This window comes from Arthrobacter sp. SlRoot2-15 (assembly GCF_059739345.1).
In genome coordinates, this window is sequence record NZ_AP046058.1 from 1 (window position 1) to 13,543 (window position 13,543).

General features: G+C 65.3%; 15 protein-coding genes. 5 read left to right on the forward strand and 10 right to left on the reverse strand.

Translation table 11 applies throughout. The features are described from left to right. The first annotated feature begins 49 nt into the window (after nucleotides 1–49). Nucleotides 50–817 carry a GntR family transcriptional regulator gene (locus AC6I9V_RS00005; protein ID WP_349414299.1) on the forward strand — a complete coding sequence of 256 codons (768 nt, stop codon included), beginning with the start codon at nucleotides 50–52 and terminating at the stop codon, nucleotides 815–817. 144 nt (nucleotides 818–961) lie between these two features. Here the strand turns inward: AC6I9V_RS00005 and qcrB are convergent, their stop codons facing one another. The 4 genes from qcrB to ctaE all read right to left on the reverse strand — a co-directional run bounded on the left by qcrB (nucleotide 962) and on the right by ctaE (nucleotide 5,340). After that, complete coding sequence (gene qcrB, locus AC6I9V_RS00010; RefSeq protein ID WP_497897872.1) at nucleotides 962–2,641, reverse strand: cytochrome bc1 complex cytochrome b subunit; 1,680 nt, start codon at nucleotides 2,639–2,641, stop codon at nucleotides 962–964. Beyond that, entirely contained in the window at nucleotides 2,619–3,689 is a 1,071-nt protein-coding gene (gene qcrA / locus AC6I9V_RS00015; protein ID WP_349414254.1) for a cytochrome bc1 complex Rieske iron-sulfur subunit, read from the reverse strand. Before qcrA ends, qcrB begins: the two co-directional genes overlap by 23 nt. A gap of 101 nt (nucleotides 3,690–3,790) precedes the next feature. Then, a complete protein-coding gene (gene qcrC, locus AC6I9V_RS00020; protein WP_146337530.1) occupies nucleotides 3,791–4,579 on the reverse strand; it encodes a cytochrome bc1 complex diheme cytochrome c subunit in 789 nt (262 codons plus the stop codon). Nucleotides 4,580–4,665: 86 nt separating this feature from the next. Further along, nucleotides 4,666–5,340, reverse strand: a complete 675-nt coding sequence (ctaE, locus tag AC6I9V_RS00025; protein ID WP_217500973.1) for an aa3-type cytochrome oxidase subunit III — start codon at nucleotides 5,338–5,340, stop codon at nucleotides 4,666–4,668. Nucleotides 5,341–5,452: 112 nt separating this feature from the next. On the opposite strand from ctaE, the gene trpD reads away from it, so the two are divergent. Beyond that, on the forward strand, nucleotides 5,453–6,511 hold the full coding sequence (trpD, locus tag AC6I9V_RS00030) for an anthranilate phosphoribosyltransferase (RefSeq protein ID WP_497897873.1): 1,059 nt from the start codon (nucleotides 5,453–5,455) through the stop codon (nucleotides 6,509–6,511). Between the two features lie 8 nt (nucleotides 6,512–6,519). Here trpD and AC6I9V_RS00035 read toward each other — a convergent pair whose 3' ends face one another. Both AC6I9V_RS00035 and AC6I9V_RS00040 read right to left on the reverse strand, forming a co-directional pair. Then, a complete protein-coding gene (locus AC6I9V_RS00035) occupies nucleotides 6,520–6,801 on the reverse strand; it encodes an Lrp/AsnC family transcriptional regulator (protein WP_146337532.1) in 282 nt (93 codons plus the stop codon). Between the two features lie 86 nt (nucleotides 6,802–6,887). Next, nucleotides 6,888–7,304, reverse strand: a complete 417-nt coding sequence (locus AC6I9V_RS00040) for a DUF3054 domain-containing protein (protein ID WP_497897874.1) — start codon at nucleotides 7,302–7,304, stop codon at nucleotides 6,888–6,890. 96 nt (nucleotides 7,305–7,400) lie between these two features. On the opposite strand from AC6I9V_RS00040, the gene AC6I9V_RS00045 reads away from it, so the two are divergent. Beyond that, nucleotides 7,401–7,955, forward strand: a complete 555-nt coding sequence (locus AC6I9V_RS00045; protein ID WP_497897875.1) for a cysteine hydrolase family protein — start codon at nucleotides 7,401–7,403, stop codon at nucleotides 7,953–7,955. Nucleotides 7,956–7,974: 19 nt separating this feature from the next. Here the strand turns inward: AC6I9V_RS00045 and AC6I9V_RS00050 are convergent, their stop codons facing one another. Beyond that, on the reverse strand, nucleotides 7,975–8,301 hold the full coding sequence (locus AC6I9V_RS00050) for a DUF1905 domain-containing protein (protein WP_497897876.1): 327 nt from the start codon (nucleotides 8,299–8,301) through the stop codon (nucleotides 7,975–7,977). A 17-nt stretch (nucleotides 8,302–8,318) separates the two neighbouring features. On the opposite strand from AC6I9V_RS00050, the gene AC6I9V_RS00055 reads away from it, so the two are divergent. Together AC6I9V_RS00055 and AC6I9V_RS00060 are read left to right on the forward strand one after the other, a co-directional pair. Continuing rightward, a complete protein-coding gene (locus AC6I9V_RS00055; protein ID WP_497897877.1) occupies nucleotides 8,319–8,753 on the forward strand; it encodes a hypothetical protein in 435 nt (144 codons plus the stop codon). Between the two features lie 174 nt (nucleotides 8,754–8,927). Beyond that, nucleotides 8,928–9,635 (forward strand): 4a-hydroxytetrahydrobiopterin dehydratase, encoded by a 708-nt coding sequence (locus tag AC6I9V_RS00060; RefSeq protein ID WP_497897878.1) that lies wholly within the window; start codon nucleotides 8,928–8,930, stop codon nucleotides 9,633–9,635. Nucleotides 9,636–10,087: 452 nt separating this feature from the next. Here the strand turns inward: AC6I9V_RS00060 and AC6I9V_RS00065 are convergent, their stop codons facing one another. The 3 genes from AC6I9V_RS00065 to AC6I9V_RS00075 all read right to left on the reverse strand — a co-directional run bounded on the left by AC6I9V_RS00065 (nucleotide 10,088) and on the right by AC6I9V_RS00075 (nucleotide 13,394). Then, on the reverse strand, nucleotides 10,088–10,558 hold the full coding sequence (locus AC6I9V_RS00065) for an HIT family protein (protein ID WP_497897879.1): 471 nt from the start codon (nucleotides 10,556–10,558) through the stop codon (nucleotides 10,088–10,090). A gap of 141 nt (nucleotides 10,559–10,699) precedes the next feature. Further along, nucleotides 10,700–10,942: a hypothetical protein gene (locus tag AC6I9V_RS00070; protein ID WP_497897880.1), complete on the reverse strand. Its 243-nt coding sequence runs from the start codon at nucleotides 10,940–10,942 to the stop codon at nucleotides 10,700–10,702. A 52-nt stretch (nucleotides 10,943–10,994) separates the two neighbouring features. Then, nucleotides 10,995–13,394, reverse strand: coding sequence for an ATP-binding cassette domain-containing protein (locus AC6I9V_RS00075; protein WP_497897881.1), 2,400 nt, complete (start codon nucleotides 13,392–13,394; stop codon nucleotides 10,995–10,997). Nucleotides 13,395–13,543: the final 149 nt, after the last annotated feature.

A 13,543-nucleotide genomic window follows, 5' to 3' on the forward strand; every position in this document is an offset into this window, starting at 1 on the left:
GGTATGAACGTTTTCAGCAGGGTTCGCCGTGGGGTCTAACGCGGCGCGGATGGCCGGCGAGATCGACCGGCACAGCGGCGTCCCCATCTACGTCCAGCTCCGCGAGATCCTGCGCGCGCACATTGCCAGCTCCTGCCCGCCGGGCTCAGCCCTTCCCTCCGAACGGGACCTCTCCGAACGGTTCGGCCTCGCCCGGATGACGGTGCGCCAGGCGATCGACGCCCTGGTCGGTGAGGAAGTGATTGAACGCGTCGTCGGCCTCGGCACGTTTGTGCGTAAACCGAAACTGGACCTGCAGGTCAAACTCACCTCCTACAGCGAGGAGATGCAGCGCCGCGGCATGGTCCCGGCCGCCAAGGTGCTCAGCTTCGAACAGATCAACGCCAGCGCCTTCCTGGCCCGCGAGCTGCAGCTCGAGGAGGGGACGCCGCTGGTGCGCTTCCGGCGCCTCCTGCTGGCGGACAACGAGCCGATGAGCGTCGACGAGAACTTCATCCCCGCGCACCGTGTGCCGGGCCTGCTCGACGGGGAGCCGCCGACGTCGCTCTACAACGTGCTGAGCGAACGCTACGGGCTGGTGATGGAGTGGGGCGAGGACATGATCGAGGCGACGGCGGCGTCGCCGTCGACGGCCCGGCTGCTCAACGTCGAGGTGGGCTCGCCGCTGCTGAAGATCCAGCGGCACGCCTTCGTCGCCAGGGCCATGGTTGACTACTCGGTCTCCTACTACCGGGCCGACCGGTACAAGCTCTGGGTGCCCCTGCAGCGGCCCGGTGTGCGCCCCACCCGCAACTACGCCACCGGCTACCGCGCCTGACCAGCAACGCCCGGGTCGCTCCGCGCCCATGTTGACCCTCGGGATGGGCGCGGAGTGACCCCGCGTTGCTGTCTGCCGGTGCGCGGGGACACAGAAAGGCCCGGTCCAATTGGACCGGGCCTTTCTGTTGGCTAGCGCCGGAGGCTAGTGGCTGAGGCTCTTCTGCTCCGCAGCCGGGGCAACAGCCTCGTGCTCACCGTGGTGGCCGTGGGCCGCCGCGAGCTCGGCCGGGGTTGCCGGGGCAACCCGGTCCTCGAAGAACCACTTGGAGAGCAGCGCACGGCGCTTCTCTTTACGGTCCACGATGCCGTGGCTGTTCGGCTCCGCCGGGAGCGGCGACGGGGATTCGAAGCCGACCAGCTTGTAGCGCTTGTATTCGTCCAGCGGCGCGTGGACCTCGATGAACTCGCCGTGCGGCAGGCGCACGATGCGGCCGGTTTCGCGGCCGTGGAGAGCGATTTCGCGGTCCTTGCGCTGCAGGGCCAGGGCGACGCGCTTCGTGACGATGAACGCGATGACCGGGCCGATGAAGAACAGTGCGCGCAGCCAGTAGGTGACGTCGTTCAGGGCCACGTGGAAGTGCGTGGCGATGAGGTCGGAACCTGCTGCTGCCCACATCACGCAGTACCAGACGAAGCCGGCCATGCCGATCGCCGTACGGGTCGGCGCGTTGCGGGGACGGTCCAGGACGTGGTGCTCGCGGTCGTCCTTGGTGATCCAGCGTTCGATCCACGGGTAGGTGAACATCACGGTGAACAGGATGCCCGCCGGGACCAGGGCCGGCAGCAGCACGTTGAAGGTGAAGACGTGGCCGAACCAGACCTGCTCGACGTGCCAGTTGCCGAAGGTGCCCGGCATCAGGCGCAGGGCGCCGTCAACAAAGCCGATGTACCAGTCAGGCTGGGTACCTGCGGAGACGGGGGAGGGGTCGTACGGACCGTAGTTCCAGATCGGGTTGATCGTGAAGAAGCCGGCCATCAGGGCGATGACACCGAAGACGATGAAGAAGAAGCCGCCGGCCTTCGCCGCGTAGACCGGGCCGAGGGGGTAGCCGACGACGTTGCCGTCGTTGCGTCCCGGGCCGGGGTACTGGGTGTGCTTGTGCACGACCACCATAAAGAGGTGCACGGCGATCATCAGGAGGATCAGCGCGGGAACCAGCAGGATGTGGAGCATGTACAGGCGGCCGATGATGGCGGTGCCGGGGAATTCTCCGCCGAAGAGGAAGAACGAGATGTACGTGCCGATCACCGGGATGGACTTGATCACGCCGTCGATGATGCGCAGGCCGTTGCCGGAGAGCAGGTCATCGGGGAGCGAGTAGCCGGTGAAGCCGGCGGCCATGGCCAGGATGAGCAGGACGCTGCCCACCACCCAGTTCATTTCGCGGGGCTTGCGGAAGGCGCCGGTGAAGAAAACGCGCAGCATGTGCACGGACACCGAGGCCACGAACAGCAGGGCCGACCAGTGGTGGACCTGGCGCATGAACAGTCCGCCGCGGACATCGAAGGAGATGTTCAGCGAGGAGTTGTAAGCAACCGACATCTCGACGTTCTTCAGCGGCAGGTAGGAACCCTGGTAGTGGGTTTCCGCCATCGACGGGTCGAAGAAGAAGGTCAGGAACGTGCCGGAGAGCAGCAGGATCACGAAGGAGTACAGCGCGACTTCGCCGAACATAAAGGACCAGTGGTCCGGGAAGACCTTGCGGCCGAATTCCCGGAGCATTCCGGAACCGCCCACACGCTGGTCAACAAAATCGGTAATGCGGCCGCCCTTGGTCTTGGCGACAAAGGTGGGGGTGTCAGCTGTTGATGTTGCGCTCATGCTCATCACGCTCCCAGTAGCTAGGTCCGACAGGTTCTTTGAAGTCGCTCGTGGCGTAGAGGTAACCCTCGTCGTCGACGGCGATGGGCAGCTGCGGGAGCGGCCGGCTGGCCGGGCCAAAGATAACCTTGCATTCCTGGGTCAGGTCGAAGGTGGACTGGTGGCACGGGCAGAGCAGGTGGTGGGTCTGCTGCTCGTACAGGGCAACAGGGCAACCAACGTGGGTGCAGATCTTGGAGTACGCAACGATGCCGTTGTAGCTCCAGTCCTCGCGGCCCGGGGAGGGCTTGAGGGATTCCGGGTTGAGGCGCATCAGCAGGACGACGGACTTCGCCTTTTCGTTCAGCTTGCCCTCGTGGAGTTCGTTCAGGCCTTCCGGAATGACGTGGAACGCCGAGCCGATGGTGACGTCCGAGGCCTTGATGGGGGTGCCATCCGGGTCGCGGGTGAGGCGCTTGGTCTTGCCGTCCACTGGGGCCCACATGGTGTGCGCCAGCTTGTTGTCCGGACGCGGACCCAGGTCACCGAAGACGGCCAGGGCCGGCAGCGGAGCCAGCGCGACGGCGCCCAGCAGGGTGTTGCGGATCAGCGGGCGGCGCTTGATGCCGGTCTCCTCGACGATGTCGTCGACGATCCGGACGGCGGCCAGACGGTCTTCTTCGGTGCGGATGGCGTGGCGCTCTTCCGACACTTCGTGGTCCGGCATAAGGGCCTTGGCCCAGTGCACGATGCCGGTGCCGATACCGAGCATGGCAAAGGCGGTGCCGATGCCCAGCAAGGTGTTCTGCAGCCGGATGGTGGCGATCGAGGAGTCAGCTCCAAGATCGATGGCGAAGTACGCCACCAGGAATATCAGGGTGCCAACGACCGAGGCGCCGAACAGGATGGCCACCTGCCGTTCCGCTCGCTTGGCGGCCCTCGGGTCCGTGTCAGCCAGGCGCAAACGATGCGGGGGAATTCCAGGATCCTGGAACTTCTCCACCTCATTCTGACCAGCCGTAGCTACGGTGCCCGAGTGGCTCGGACTGCCGTCACTATGGTTGCCCATAATTCGCCTCATCCTTCTCTCGTCTCGGCCAATGCCGAGTTAGTTTTCAATTCAAACTGCTGAGTGATCAGCAGAAAATTCTTACGGGTGCCGCGGGGCGCCTAGGACGTCCGCGAAGTCAGCCAGATCGTGAAGGCGATGATGACGCCCAGTCCGGCGATCCAAACAAACAGGCCTTCGGAGACCGGGCCGAGTGCGCCCAGGTCATTGCCGCCGGGGGAGCCGTTGGCTTCGATCTGCTTCAGGAAGGTGATGATGTCGCGCTTGCCTTCGGGGGTGACGTTCGCGTCGGAGAAGACGGGCATGTTCTGCGGGCCGGTGACCATGGCCTCGTAGATGTGCTTGCCGGAAACGTCGGCGAGGGCCGGGGCGAACTTGCCCCGGGTCAGCGCGCCGCCGGCGGCAGCAGCGTTGTGGCACATGGCGCAGTTGGTGCGGAACAGCTCGCCGCCCTTGGCGGCGTCGCCCTTCTCGTCGAGCACACCGGCCTCGGGGATCGACGGGCCGGGGCCGAGCGAAGCGACGTAGGCCGCGAGCTGGTGGGTCTGCTCCTCGTTGAACTGGGCGGGCTTCTTGTAAGCCTGCGGGCCGTTCATCTGCATGGGCATACGGCCGGTGCCAACCTGGAAGTCAACGGCGGCAGCGCCGACGCCGACGAGCGACGGTCCGGCCTGCGAGCCACTGGCACCCATGCCGTGGCAGGTGGCGCAGTTGGCGGCGAACAGTTTGCCGCCCTCCTCTGCGTCGCTTGCGCTGAAGCTCGTGGTGTCGGCCTTGGCCTGGTTGACGGTGGTGGCAACGGCGTACAGCCCACCAGTGATGAGGAGGCCCATCAGCAACAGTGCAACTGCTGCCAGTGGGTGACGTCGCTTCTGCGAGAGTGCCTTCACGTGGTGGTTCCTTTATTCGATCCTGCGTTGGCTCCGGGAGCCACTTCTTGAAATTCTATCTCTTGTAGAAAGAGAGACAAGTGGGGCTACTTGAGGACGTAGATGACCAGGAAGAGGCCAATCCACACGACGTCGACGAAGTGCCAGTAGTACGAGGTGACAATCGCGGAGGTTGCCTCGAAGTGCCCAAACTTCTTTGCCGCGAACGAGCGTCCGATGATGAGCAGGAAGGCAATCAGGCCGCCGATAACGTGCAGGCCGTGGAACCCGGTGGTCATGTAGAACGCTGAGCCGTAGGCGTTGGAAGAGAGTGAGACGTGCTCGGAGACGAGCATGGCGTACTCGGTCGCCTGGCCGGCCACGAAGAACGCACCCATGATGAATGTGAGCGTGAACCACTCGTTCATTCCCCAGCGGGTAAAGCTCAGGGGACCGCCGAGCCGGCGCGGCTGGAGCCGTTCGGCGGCGAAGACGCCCATCTGGCAAGTAAAGGAACTGGCCACGAGGACGATCGTGTTTACGAGCGCAAAGGGGAAGTTGAGCTTGGCTGTCTCTTCGGCCCACATCTGTCCGGACGTCGAACGGAGTGTGAAGTACATGGCAAAGAGACCGGCGAAGAACATCAACTCACTGGACAGCCATACAACGGTTCCAACGGAAACCATGTTCGGGCGATTCAGCGTCGGGTGCGCCGGGGTACTGGGGGCATGGGTCGCAGATGTCACATAGACATTATGTCTATAAAAGTCCGTCCTGCCCAACGCAAACCGCGTTTCGGGAGGACTTTTTCTACAAAGCCGCGAAATCGTGCGGAAAAGTTCCCGGCCCCCTTCGCATTGGGCATTGCGGCCCGCGGCTCGATAGCATCAGAACGTGACTTCTCAGGCATCAGCACAGGCGGCAGGCAAGACGTGGCCGCGCCTCATCGGCGCCCTCATCAACGGCAGCAACCTCACGGCCGGGGACACCGAGTGGGCCATGAATTCGATCATGTCCGGCGAAGCGACCCCGGCCCAGGTGGCCGGCTTCCTGGTGGCGCTGCGCGCCAAGGGAGAGACCGTGGAGGAGCTCTCCGGCTTGGTTGAGGCGATGATTGACTCCGCCAATCCGATCGAGATCGCGGGCGAAAAGCTGGACATCGTGGGCACCGGCGGGGACCAGTTGAACACCGTAAACATCTCCACTATGGCGGCCCTCGTCTCGGCCGGGGCAGGCGCCAAGGTGGTCAAGCACGGGGGCCGCGCAGCGTCGTCGACGTCGGGATCCGCGGATGTCCTGGAAGCTCTGGGCGTCCGGCTGGACCTGCCCATTCCGCGGGTAGCCAGGAACGCGGAAGAAGCCGGCATCACGTTCTGCTTTGCCCAGGTGTTCCACCCGTCGATGCGGCACGCCGCCGTCGCCCGCCGTGAGCTGGGCGTCCCGACGGCCTTCAACTTCCTGGGGCCGATGACCAACCCGGCGCACGTCCAGGCGTCCGCCGTCGGCGTCGCGAACGAACGGATGGCGCCGCTGGTGGCCGGGGTGCTCGCGCAGCGCGGCAGCCGCGGACTCGTCTTCCGGGGCGACGACGGGCTGGATGAGCTGACCACCACGGGGCCGTCCCGGATCTGGGAAATCCGCGGTGGGCAGGTGACGGAGGAAGTCTTCGACCCGCGCGAGCTGGGGATCCGGCAGGCGACCGTCGAGGAACTGCGCGGCGGGAACGCTGAGGCCAACGCCGCCGTCGTCCGTTCGGTGCTGGCCGGAGAACCCGGCCCCGCCCGCGACGCCACGCTGCTGAACGCCGCGGCCGGCCTGGTCTCCTTCGACGTGGACGCGACCGCCCCGCTCACCGAACGGATGGCCGCCGCGATGAAGCGGGCCGAGGAATCGGTGGAGTCCGGCGCCGCGGCCGCGGTCCTGGACCGCTGGGTCGCGCTGTCCCGCGACTGACGCGCTTCTTACTGTTCGAAGCCCAGGGCAAACGCCGCGTCGAGGTCGTGCTGTGAGTATGCACGGAACGCGATGTGCGTGGTGGTGTGCACCACCGCAGGGACCTTGGAGAGCTTGTCCGCGATAACGTCGGCGAGCTCCTCATGCTTGGCCACGCGCGCAATCGCGATCAGGTCCCATTCGCCGGTCACCGAATAGACCTCGCTGATGCCGGGAATCGCGGAGATTTTTTCTGCAGTTTCCGGAATGGCGGAAGCGTCAGTCTTGATCAGGACGAAAGCGGTGATCACGTGGGGACCTTTCGGATCTGGTGCGCCGTTGCCGGCGTCATGAGTGGCCCGTGAGGGCAGTGCCGTGTGCTTGCAAGCCTAGTCCATCAGCCCCGCGTGCGGCGTGCCCGGAACCGCCGGGCCGCCGCTGCCAGCAGCCGGTACCCGAGCAGGAAAACCGCCAGGCTGAGCAGTGCCACGATCACAAACGGCAGGACCACGGTCTGCCCGGTGAGCGCCCGGAGCAGCATGCCGACGGCCACCGTTCCGAGCCAGACGGCGACGCCGGCCGGCCACAGTGCGAGCGGCGCGCGCCACAGCCGCAGAGCCAGCCAGGCCGCGGCGGCGCCGGCCAGGAACGGCCACGCGGTCGCCAGGACTCCGGTAATGATCTCGCCGCGCTGGTGGGCGTCCCGTCCGATCGCGGCGAAGAGCAGGATCAGGAGGGCGTCGGCGGCCGCCGCGAGGACCGCTGCGCGGGTGCTCGACGGCGAATGGGGCAGCGGGGGAGTGGTGGCTGGCATGCTTCCAGCCTAGCTTCCGCAAGTCATGGAGCCGGGCAGCATTGCGGACTAGCATGGGGCGCGGAACAGACAAGCAGCTAACCTGAGGAGATGCCCATGACAACGTTGTCCGGTCGACCCAACACCGCCTTGATGGTGATCGATGTGCAAAACGGTGTGGTGGAGGGCGCGCACCGGCGCGACGCCGTGATTGCAAACATCGCGGAACTGGTGGACAAGGCCCGCGACGCCGCGGTGCCGATTGTCTGGGTTCAGCATTCAGACGCCCAGTTGGAACGGGGGAGTGAGGCCTGGGAGTACGTCCCGGAGCTGGCCCGGCAGGAACCGGAGCCGCTGGTGCACAAGTCCTTCGGCGACTCCTTTGAGGACACCGACCTGGAAGAGGTCCTTGCCGCCGCCGGCGTAGGGCGCCTCCTCGTGGCGGGCGCGCAGACGGACGAATGCATCCGGTCCACGATCCACGGCGCGTTCGTGCGTGGCTATGACGTCACCCTCGTTGCCGATGCCCACAGCACTGAGGACCTCTCGGCCTGGGGTGCGCCGCCGCCTGAACTGGTTATTGCGCACACCAACCTCTACTGGGAAAACCAGGCGGCTCCCGGGCGGACCGCGGAGGTCGTCAAGACCTCAGAGGTGGCGTTCGACGGGTAGGAGCAGCGGTGCTAACGCCTCATACGGTCGGGCCGGTGCCGTTGGCCGCCCGCCCGCCGCGGGGAGCCACGCTCATGGCGACCGTCACCGTGTCGCCGTCGCCGAACCGCTCCCGCGTGCGGACGTCCTTCTTGACCGGCAGCACGTATTCACCGTTGCGCGGCAGCAGCGAGGTTTCCCATTCGGTGCCGCCGATGCGTACGGAGACCGGGATGGCGCCCCAGCCGTAGCTGGCCGCCGCGGCCTCGGCCCGGACGTAGTCACCGACGTCCGCGGGCAGCGTCAACCAGTAGAACGGCGCAGGACCACGCCACTCGAACAACTCAGCACTGAAGGTCGTCTCCACGTCACGCAACGCTAGCTGTGGAGCGTCTTGCCTTCAACCATGCGGTCAGCGGCGGTTCGGTCTTTGCCACCGCCGCCGCCCGGGCGATCGACGGGTGGGCTGCGGCGGTGTACCGTCGGGGCATGACGGGGGATCGGAGGCAGCGGCGGGGGAGTAGCGCCGCGGTGTACAGGGCCATGCAGACGCTCCATCTGATGTTTTTCCTGGGCGGCTCCGCCATCGTGATTGCCGGCTCGATCCGCTTTGCCCAAACGGCGGCGACTCTGAGAGCCCACGGGCAAACGATTGACGGGGATGTGCTGCGGGGCCCGTTCATCGGAATCTCGGCCGGCCTGCTCGCCGCCGTCCTTGGCGCCTGCGCTTTCCTGCTGCTCCGCAGGTGGGCGCTGGGCCTGCTGGATCAGCGTCGTGCTCTGGGCTGCACTGTGGTTCCCGGTGGTCGTCAACGTTAGCTCCCTTCTCCCGGGATTTGCCGGGCCCATTCTGGTGACGTTGCTGTGCATCGGCGGTTCGGTCTTTGCCACCGCCGCATATTTCCTCCTGGATCCAGTGAGGTCACGCCCAGCCAGCCCGGAGCGGGACACAACCGTATCGACATTGACCTGACCTTGGTAGGCTCCCCGGCTATGGACATGCTCACGGGCGACCAGATCGCCGAGGCCAAGCTGACCGACTGGCGCAAGTTGGCCCAAGGACTGCATGCCCGGTACCTCGTCGACGACTTCAGCACCGGCGCCCGGTTCGTCATGGCGGTGGGGGAGGCGGGCGATGCGCTCGGACACCACCCACGCGTGTCAATCGGCAATGGGTACGTAGACCTCAAGCTGAGCACGGACGACGCCATTTACCGCGACGCTGCGGGCGCCGAACACGTCGTCGAATGGGTGACCCAGCAGGACGTGGACCTGGCGCGACGGATAACCGAGATCGCCGCCGCCCACAAGGTCGAAGCTGACCCGGCTGCGGTAAGCCACATCGAGTTCGGCCTCGACACGGCGAGTTCCGCGACCATCGCCCCGGTGTGGGCCGTCCTGCTGACCGGGAACGCCGAAGCCCAGGGCCACGGTTCGCCCAGCGACGAAATCCGCGACGCCACGGGACGGGTACCGAACCTGTGGTTCGGGGACGCCCACGGGCACGGGACCTCGAGCCAGCGGTTCCACATCGAGGTCTATGTGGCGCCCGAGGTGGCCGGGCAAAGGATCGCCGCCGCCGTCGCCGCGGGCGGAACAGTCGTTGACGACAGCAACGCGCCATCGCTCACCGTAATCGCCGACCAGGACGGCAACAGGGGGATTCTCTGCGTCGACGTGTCCGCCGCGACGAGGGAGTGAAACGCTCGCAGTAGGGGGTTGGTGTGATCTATCTGAGGGCTCACTCAAAAACGTTACTTGACATAATGTTGATTATCGGCTTTACGCAAGCAGTCCCGGTAGGGCCGGAAACGTCGCCCTGAAACGCGATCATCGTGCGGGTTCCTTAGAACCACAGTCGGAGGCGGAAACGATACTTGTTTCCCAGAACTTCCTCGAGGGCGTCTCGGAGTCGGACGCCCTCCAAGTCAAAATGCTTGCGCAGTTTCTCGCTGCCAAACATTCCTGTTTCTGGATTTGCATGATCGTTGAAGAACTTTGCCCAGGCCCTCAGATCCTCGTTGAGCTGTGCCGGAAGCTCTCGCTCCCAGTGGGGACATCCTTGGGATCCCAAAAGATTGTGGACAGTGGCCACGAATACCCGTAGTCGACGTCGAGAAGAATCTCAGGCCTCGGGTCGTCGTCGCTTTGACTCACACCGACAAGTTCTTGATCTGCGCTGTGATGGCGGACCGGTAGGGATCGTGTGCTGGGCTCAGCGCGGTGGCCGGGTCGGACCAGTTGGCTCCTGGGTACAGCCACACCGGTTTGGTCTGCAATTCGGGTTCTTCCCATTGGTACCGCGGCCAGATATGCGTGTGCAGGAATGGGTCTTTGTTGCCAAGAATTTCGATATTGACCCGAATGAATGCAGGATCCAATTCCGCGCAGGCAATTTCGACAGCTTCGGCCAGAATGTCGACGCTGCTCAAATAGGCCATCCGTTCGGCGCGCGGCAGATCGGTCAGCCGGTCCACGCCGGGCTTGTCTGTGACCAGCACCGAGTAGCCGGGAAGCCACTGGACGTCGCCGATGACCGCGAAACCGCCGTCCAGCCGGGTCATCACGGTGGGATTCTCCCCCGCAATCGCCGAACCCACCCGGTCGGTCTTCCATGACTCCATTGTTGACCTTTCATCAGGATGAATTTGGGCGCCTGCGCACACATGCGCAGTAATCTAAATTTCCTTATTCAATACGGAATATTGTTCAAAACAATACATTACCCATAATTGGTGCTTTTCTTCGCCGCCGGATCATGACGGTCAGGCAGATTGGTAAATCCGGCCCCGGCTGCAGCGAGCCGCCTGCACCGTCACGCCCACACTGACAGTCAGGCTTAGGAGCAGCGCCAGAAAGCCGGCCGCGGCGGCGACGTAATAGCTCGCCGGATCCGGAACCGAATCGACCACCGGTTCCATGTAGAACCACACTGTGGCAGCAGCGCTGATACCCAGTACTGCGATCAGAAAAGTGACGCTCCACGCGACGATCGCGAGAACGAGCATCGCCCGTCCTCCCCCGGGCCCGCCGGCAGGAAAAGTGTTCGGTCCACGGCCTTCACTCCCCCACATAAGCCGCCAGATGTTCCCCGGTCAGCGTGGACCGCGCGGCGACGAGGTCCCCAGGCGTGCCCTCGAAAATGATCCGGCCGCCGTCGTGCCCGGCGCCGGGGCCCAGGTCGATGATCCAGTCGGCGTGCGCCATGACCGCCTGGTGGTGCTCGATGACGATCACCGACTTCCCGGCGTCGACCAACCGGTCCAGCAGCCCGAGCAGGTTCGCGACGTCGGCCAGGTGCAGGCCCGTGGTCGGTTCGTCGAGGACGTAGACGTCCCCCTTCTCGGCCATCTGGGTGGCCAGCTTGAGCCGTTGCCGCTCGCCGCCGGAGAGGGTGGTCAGCGGCTGCCCTAGGCTGAGGTAGCCCAGGCCGACGTCCACCAACCGGTCGAGGATCTTGTGCGCGGCCGGTGTGCGGGCCTCGCCGTCGCCGAAGAACTGCTCAGCCTCGGTCATCGACATCGCCAGGACCTCGGCGATGTTGCGGCCGGCCAGTTTGTACTCCAACACCGACGCCAGGAACCTGCGGCCCTCGCAGTCCTCGCAGGTGGATTCGACGGTGGCCATCACGCCCAGCTCGGTGAAGATGACGCCGGCGCCGTTGCAGGTGGGGCAGGCCCCTTCGGAGTTGGAGCTGAACAGCGCCGGCTTCACGCCGTTGGCTTTCGCGAACGCCTTGCGGATCGGCTCAAGCAGGCCCGTGTACGTGGCCGGGTTGCTGCGCCGTGAACCCTTGATGGCGCCCTGGTCGATCAGCACCACACCGTCCCGGCCGGCCACCGAGCCCTGGATCAGCGAGCTCTTCCCGGATCCGGCCACGCCCGTCAGCACACACAGCACGCCCAGCGGGATATCGACGTCGACGTCCCGGAGGTTGTTGGTCGTCGCACCGCGCACCTCAAGGGCGCCCGACGGCGTGCGCACCGTCTCCTTGACCGCCGCTCGGTCGTCCAGGTGGTGGCCGGTGATGGTGCTGCTGGACCGCAGGCCCGCCACGCTTCCCTCGAAGCAGACACTGCCGCCCGCGCTGCCCGCGCCGGGACCCAGGTCAACAACGTGGTCGGCGATGACAATGGTCTCCGGCTTGTGCTCGACGACGAGCACCGTGTTGCCCTTGTCCCGGAGTTGCAGCAGCAGCTGGTTCATCCGCTCGATGTCGTGGGGGTGCAGGCCAATCGTCGGTTCGTCAAAGACGTAGGTGATGTCGGTCAGGGATGAGCCCAGGTGCCGGATCATCTTGGTGCGCTGCGCCTCTCCCCCGGACAGAGTCCCCGCCGGCCGGTCCAGCGAAAGGTAACCCAGGCCGATCTCGGCGAACGAATCGAGCAGGTGCCGCAGCCCTTTGAGGAGCGGCTCGACTGAGGGCTCGTTGAGCCCGCGGATCCACGCGGCCAGGTCGCTGATCTGCATCTGGCACAGTTCGGCGATGTTCTTTCCCTGAATCTTCGAGGACCGCGCCTCCTTGCTGAGCCTGGTGCCCTCGCACTCGGGGCAGGGCTGGAAGGTGATGGCCCGGTCCACGAAGGCCCGGATGTGGGGCTGCATCGCCTCCACGTCCTTGGAAAGCATTGATTTCTGGATCTTCGGGATCAGGCCCTCATAGGTGAGGTTGATGCCCTCGACCTTGATCTTGGTCGGCTCCTTGTAGAGCAGGTCGTGCATTTCCTTCTTGGTGTACTTCGCGATCGGCTTGTCCATGTCGAAGCCGGCGCCGCTGAAGATGCGCCCGTACCAGCCGTCCATGCTGTAGCCCGGGACCGTCAGGGCACCCCCCGCCAGCGACTTGCTCTCGTCATAGAGCGCCGTGAGGTCGAAGTCGGAGACCGATCCCATTCCCTCGCACCGCGGGCACATTCCGCCAAGGTAGATGGCGTTCTGGACCACGCTCTTCTCCACCCTGCCGCCGGCCTTCTCGGTGCTCATCACGCCGCTGGCCTTCCGGGTGGGGACATTGAAGGAGAAGGCCGTGGGCGGACCCACCTGCGGCGTGCCGAGCCGGCTGAAGAGGATGCGCAGCATGGCGTTGGCGTCGGTGGCGGTGCCGACCGTGGAGCGCGGGTTCGCGCCCATTCGTTCCTGGTCGACGATGATCGCCGTCGTAAGCCCCTCCAGGAGGTCGACGTCGGGACGCGCCAGGTTCGGCATAAAGCCCTGCACAAAGGCGCTGTAGGTTTCGTTGATCATCCGCTGCGACTCGGCCGCGATCGTGGCGAACACCAGCGAGCTCTTCCCCGAGCCGGAAACGCCGGTGAACACCGTCAGCCGGCGCTTCGGAATCTCGATGCTGACGTCCTTGAGGTTGTTTTCCCGCGCTCCCTGCACCCGGATTAGATCGTGGCTGTCGGCGACGTGCAGCGCAGCCGGCTGCGCGTCCGTGCCGGTGCTCGTGGCCGTGCTCATCGTGTCTCCCTCTGTCAGGCGGGCCTTCGCCGCGGTGGCGGCGGCATCGGCTGGCTCAATGGGAACAGCTTAGAACAGTCGGTGGGCTAATCCTCCGGCAGTCCCGCCAGGCGCGGGGACGCCGTCGAAAATCCATTGTCATATCCGGC

Coding starts and splice junctions, on each gene's coding strand:
- AC6I9V_RS00005 (WP_349414299.1), top strand. CDS start 50: ATGGCCGGCGAGATCGACCGGCACAGCGGCGTCCCCATCTACGTCCAG.
- qcrB (WP_497897872.1), bottom strand. CDS start 2,641: ATGAGCGCAACATCAACAGCTGACACCCCCACCTTTGTCGCCAAGACC.
- qcrA (WP_349414254.1), bottom strand. CDS start 3,689: ATGGGCAACCATAGTGACGGCAGTCCGAGCCACTCGGGCACCGTAGCT.
- AC6I9V_RS00040 (WP_497897874.1), bottom strand. CDS start 7,304: ATGCCAGCCACCACTCCCCCGCTGCCCCATTCGCCGTCGAGCACCCGC.
- AC6I9V_RS00045 (WP_497897875.1), top strand. CDS start 7,401: ATGACAACGTTGTCCGGTCGACCCAACACCGCCTTGATGGTGATCGAT.
- AC6I9V_RS00060 (WP_497897878.1), top strand. CDS start 8,928: ATGGACATGCTCACGGGCGACCAGATCGCCGAGGCCAAGCTGACCGAC.
- AC6I9V_RS00065 (WP_497897879.1), bottom strand. CDS start 10,558: ATGGAGTCATGGAAGACCGACCGGGTGGGTTCGGCGATTGCGGGGGAG.
- AC6I9V_RS00070 (WP_497897880.1), bottom strand. CDS start 10,942: ATGCTCGTTCTCGCGATCGTCGCGTGGAGCGTCACTTTTCTGATCGCA.
- AC6I9V_RS00075 (WP_497897881.1), bottom strand. CDS start 13,394: ATGAGCACGGCCACGAGCACCGGCACGGACGCGCAGCCGGCTGCGCTG.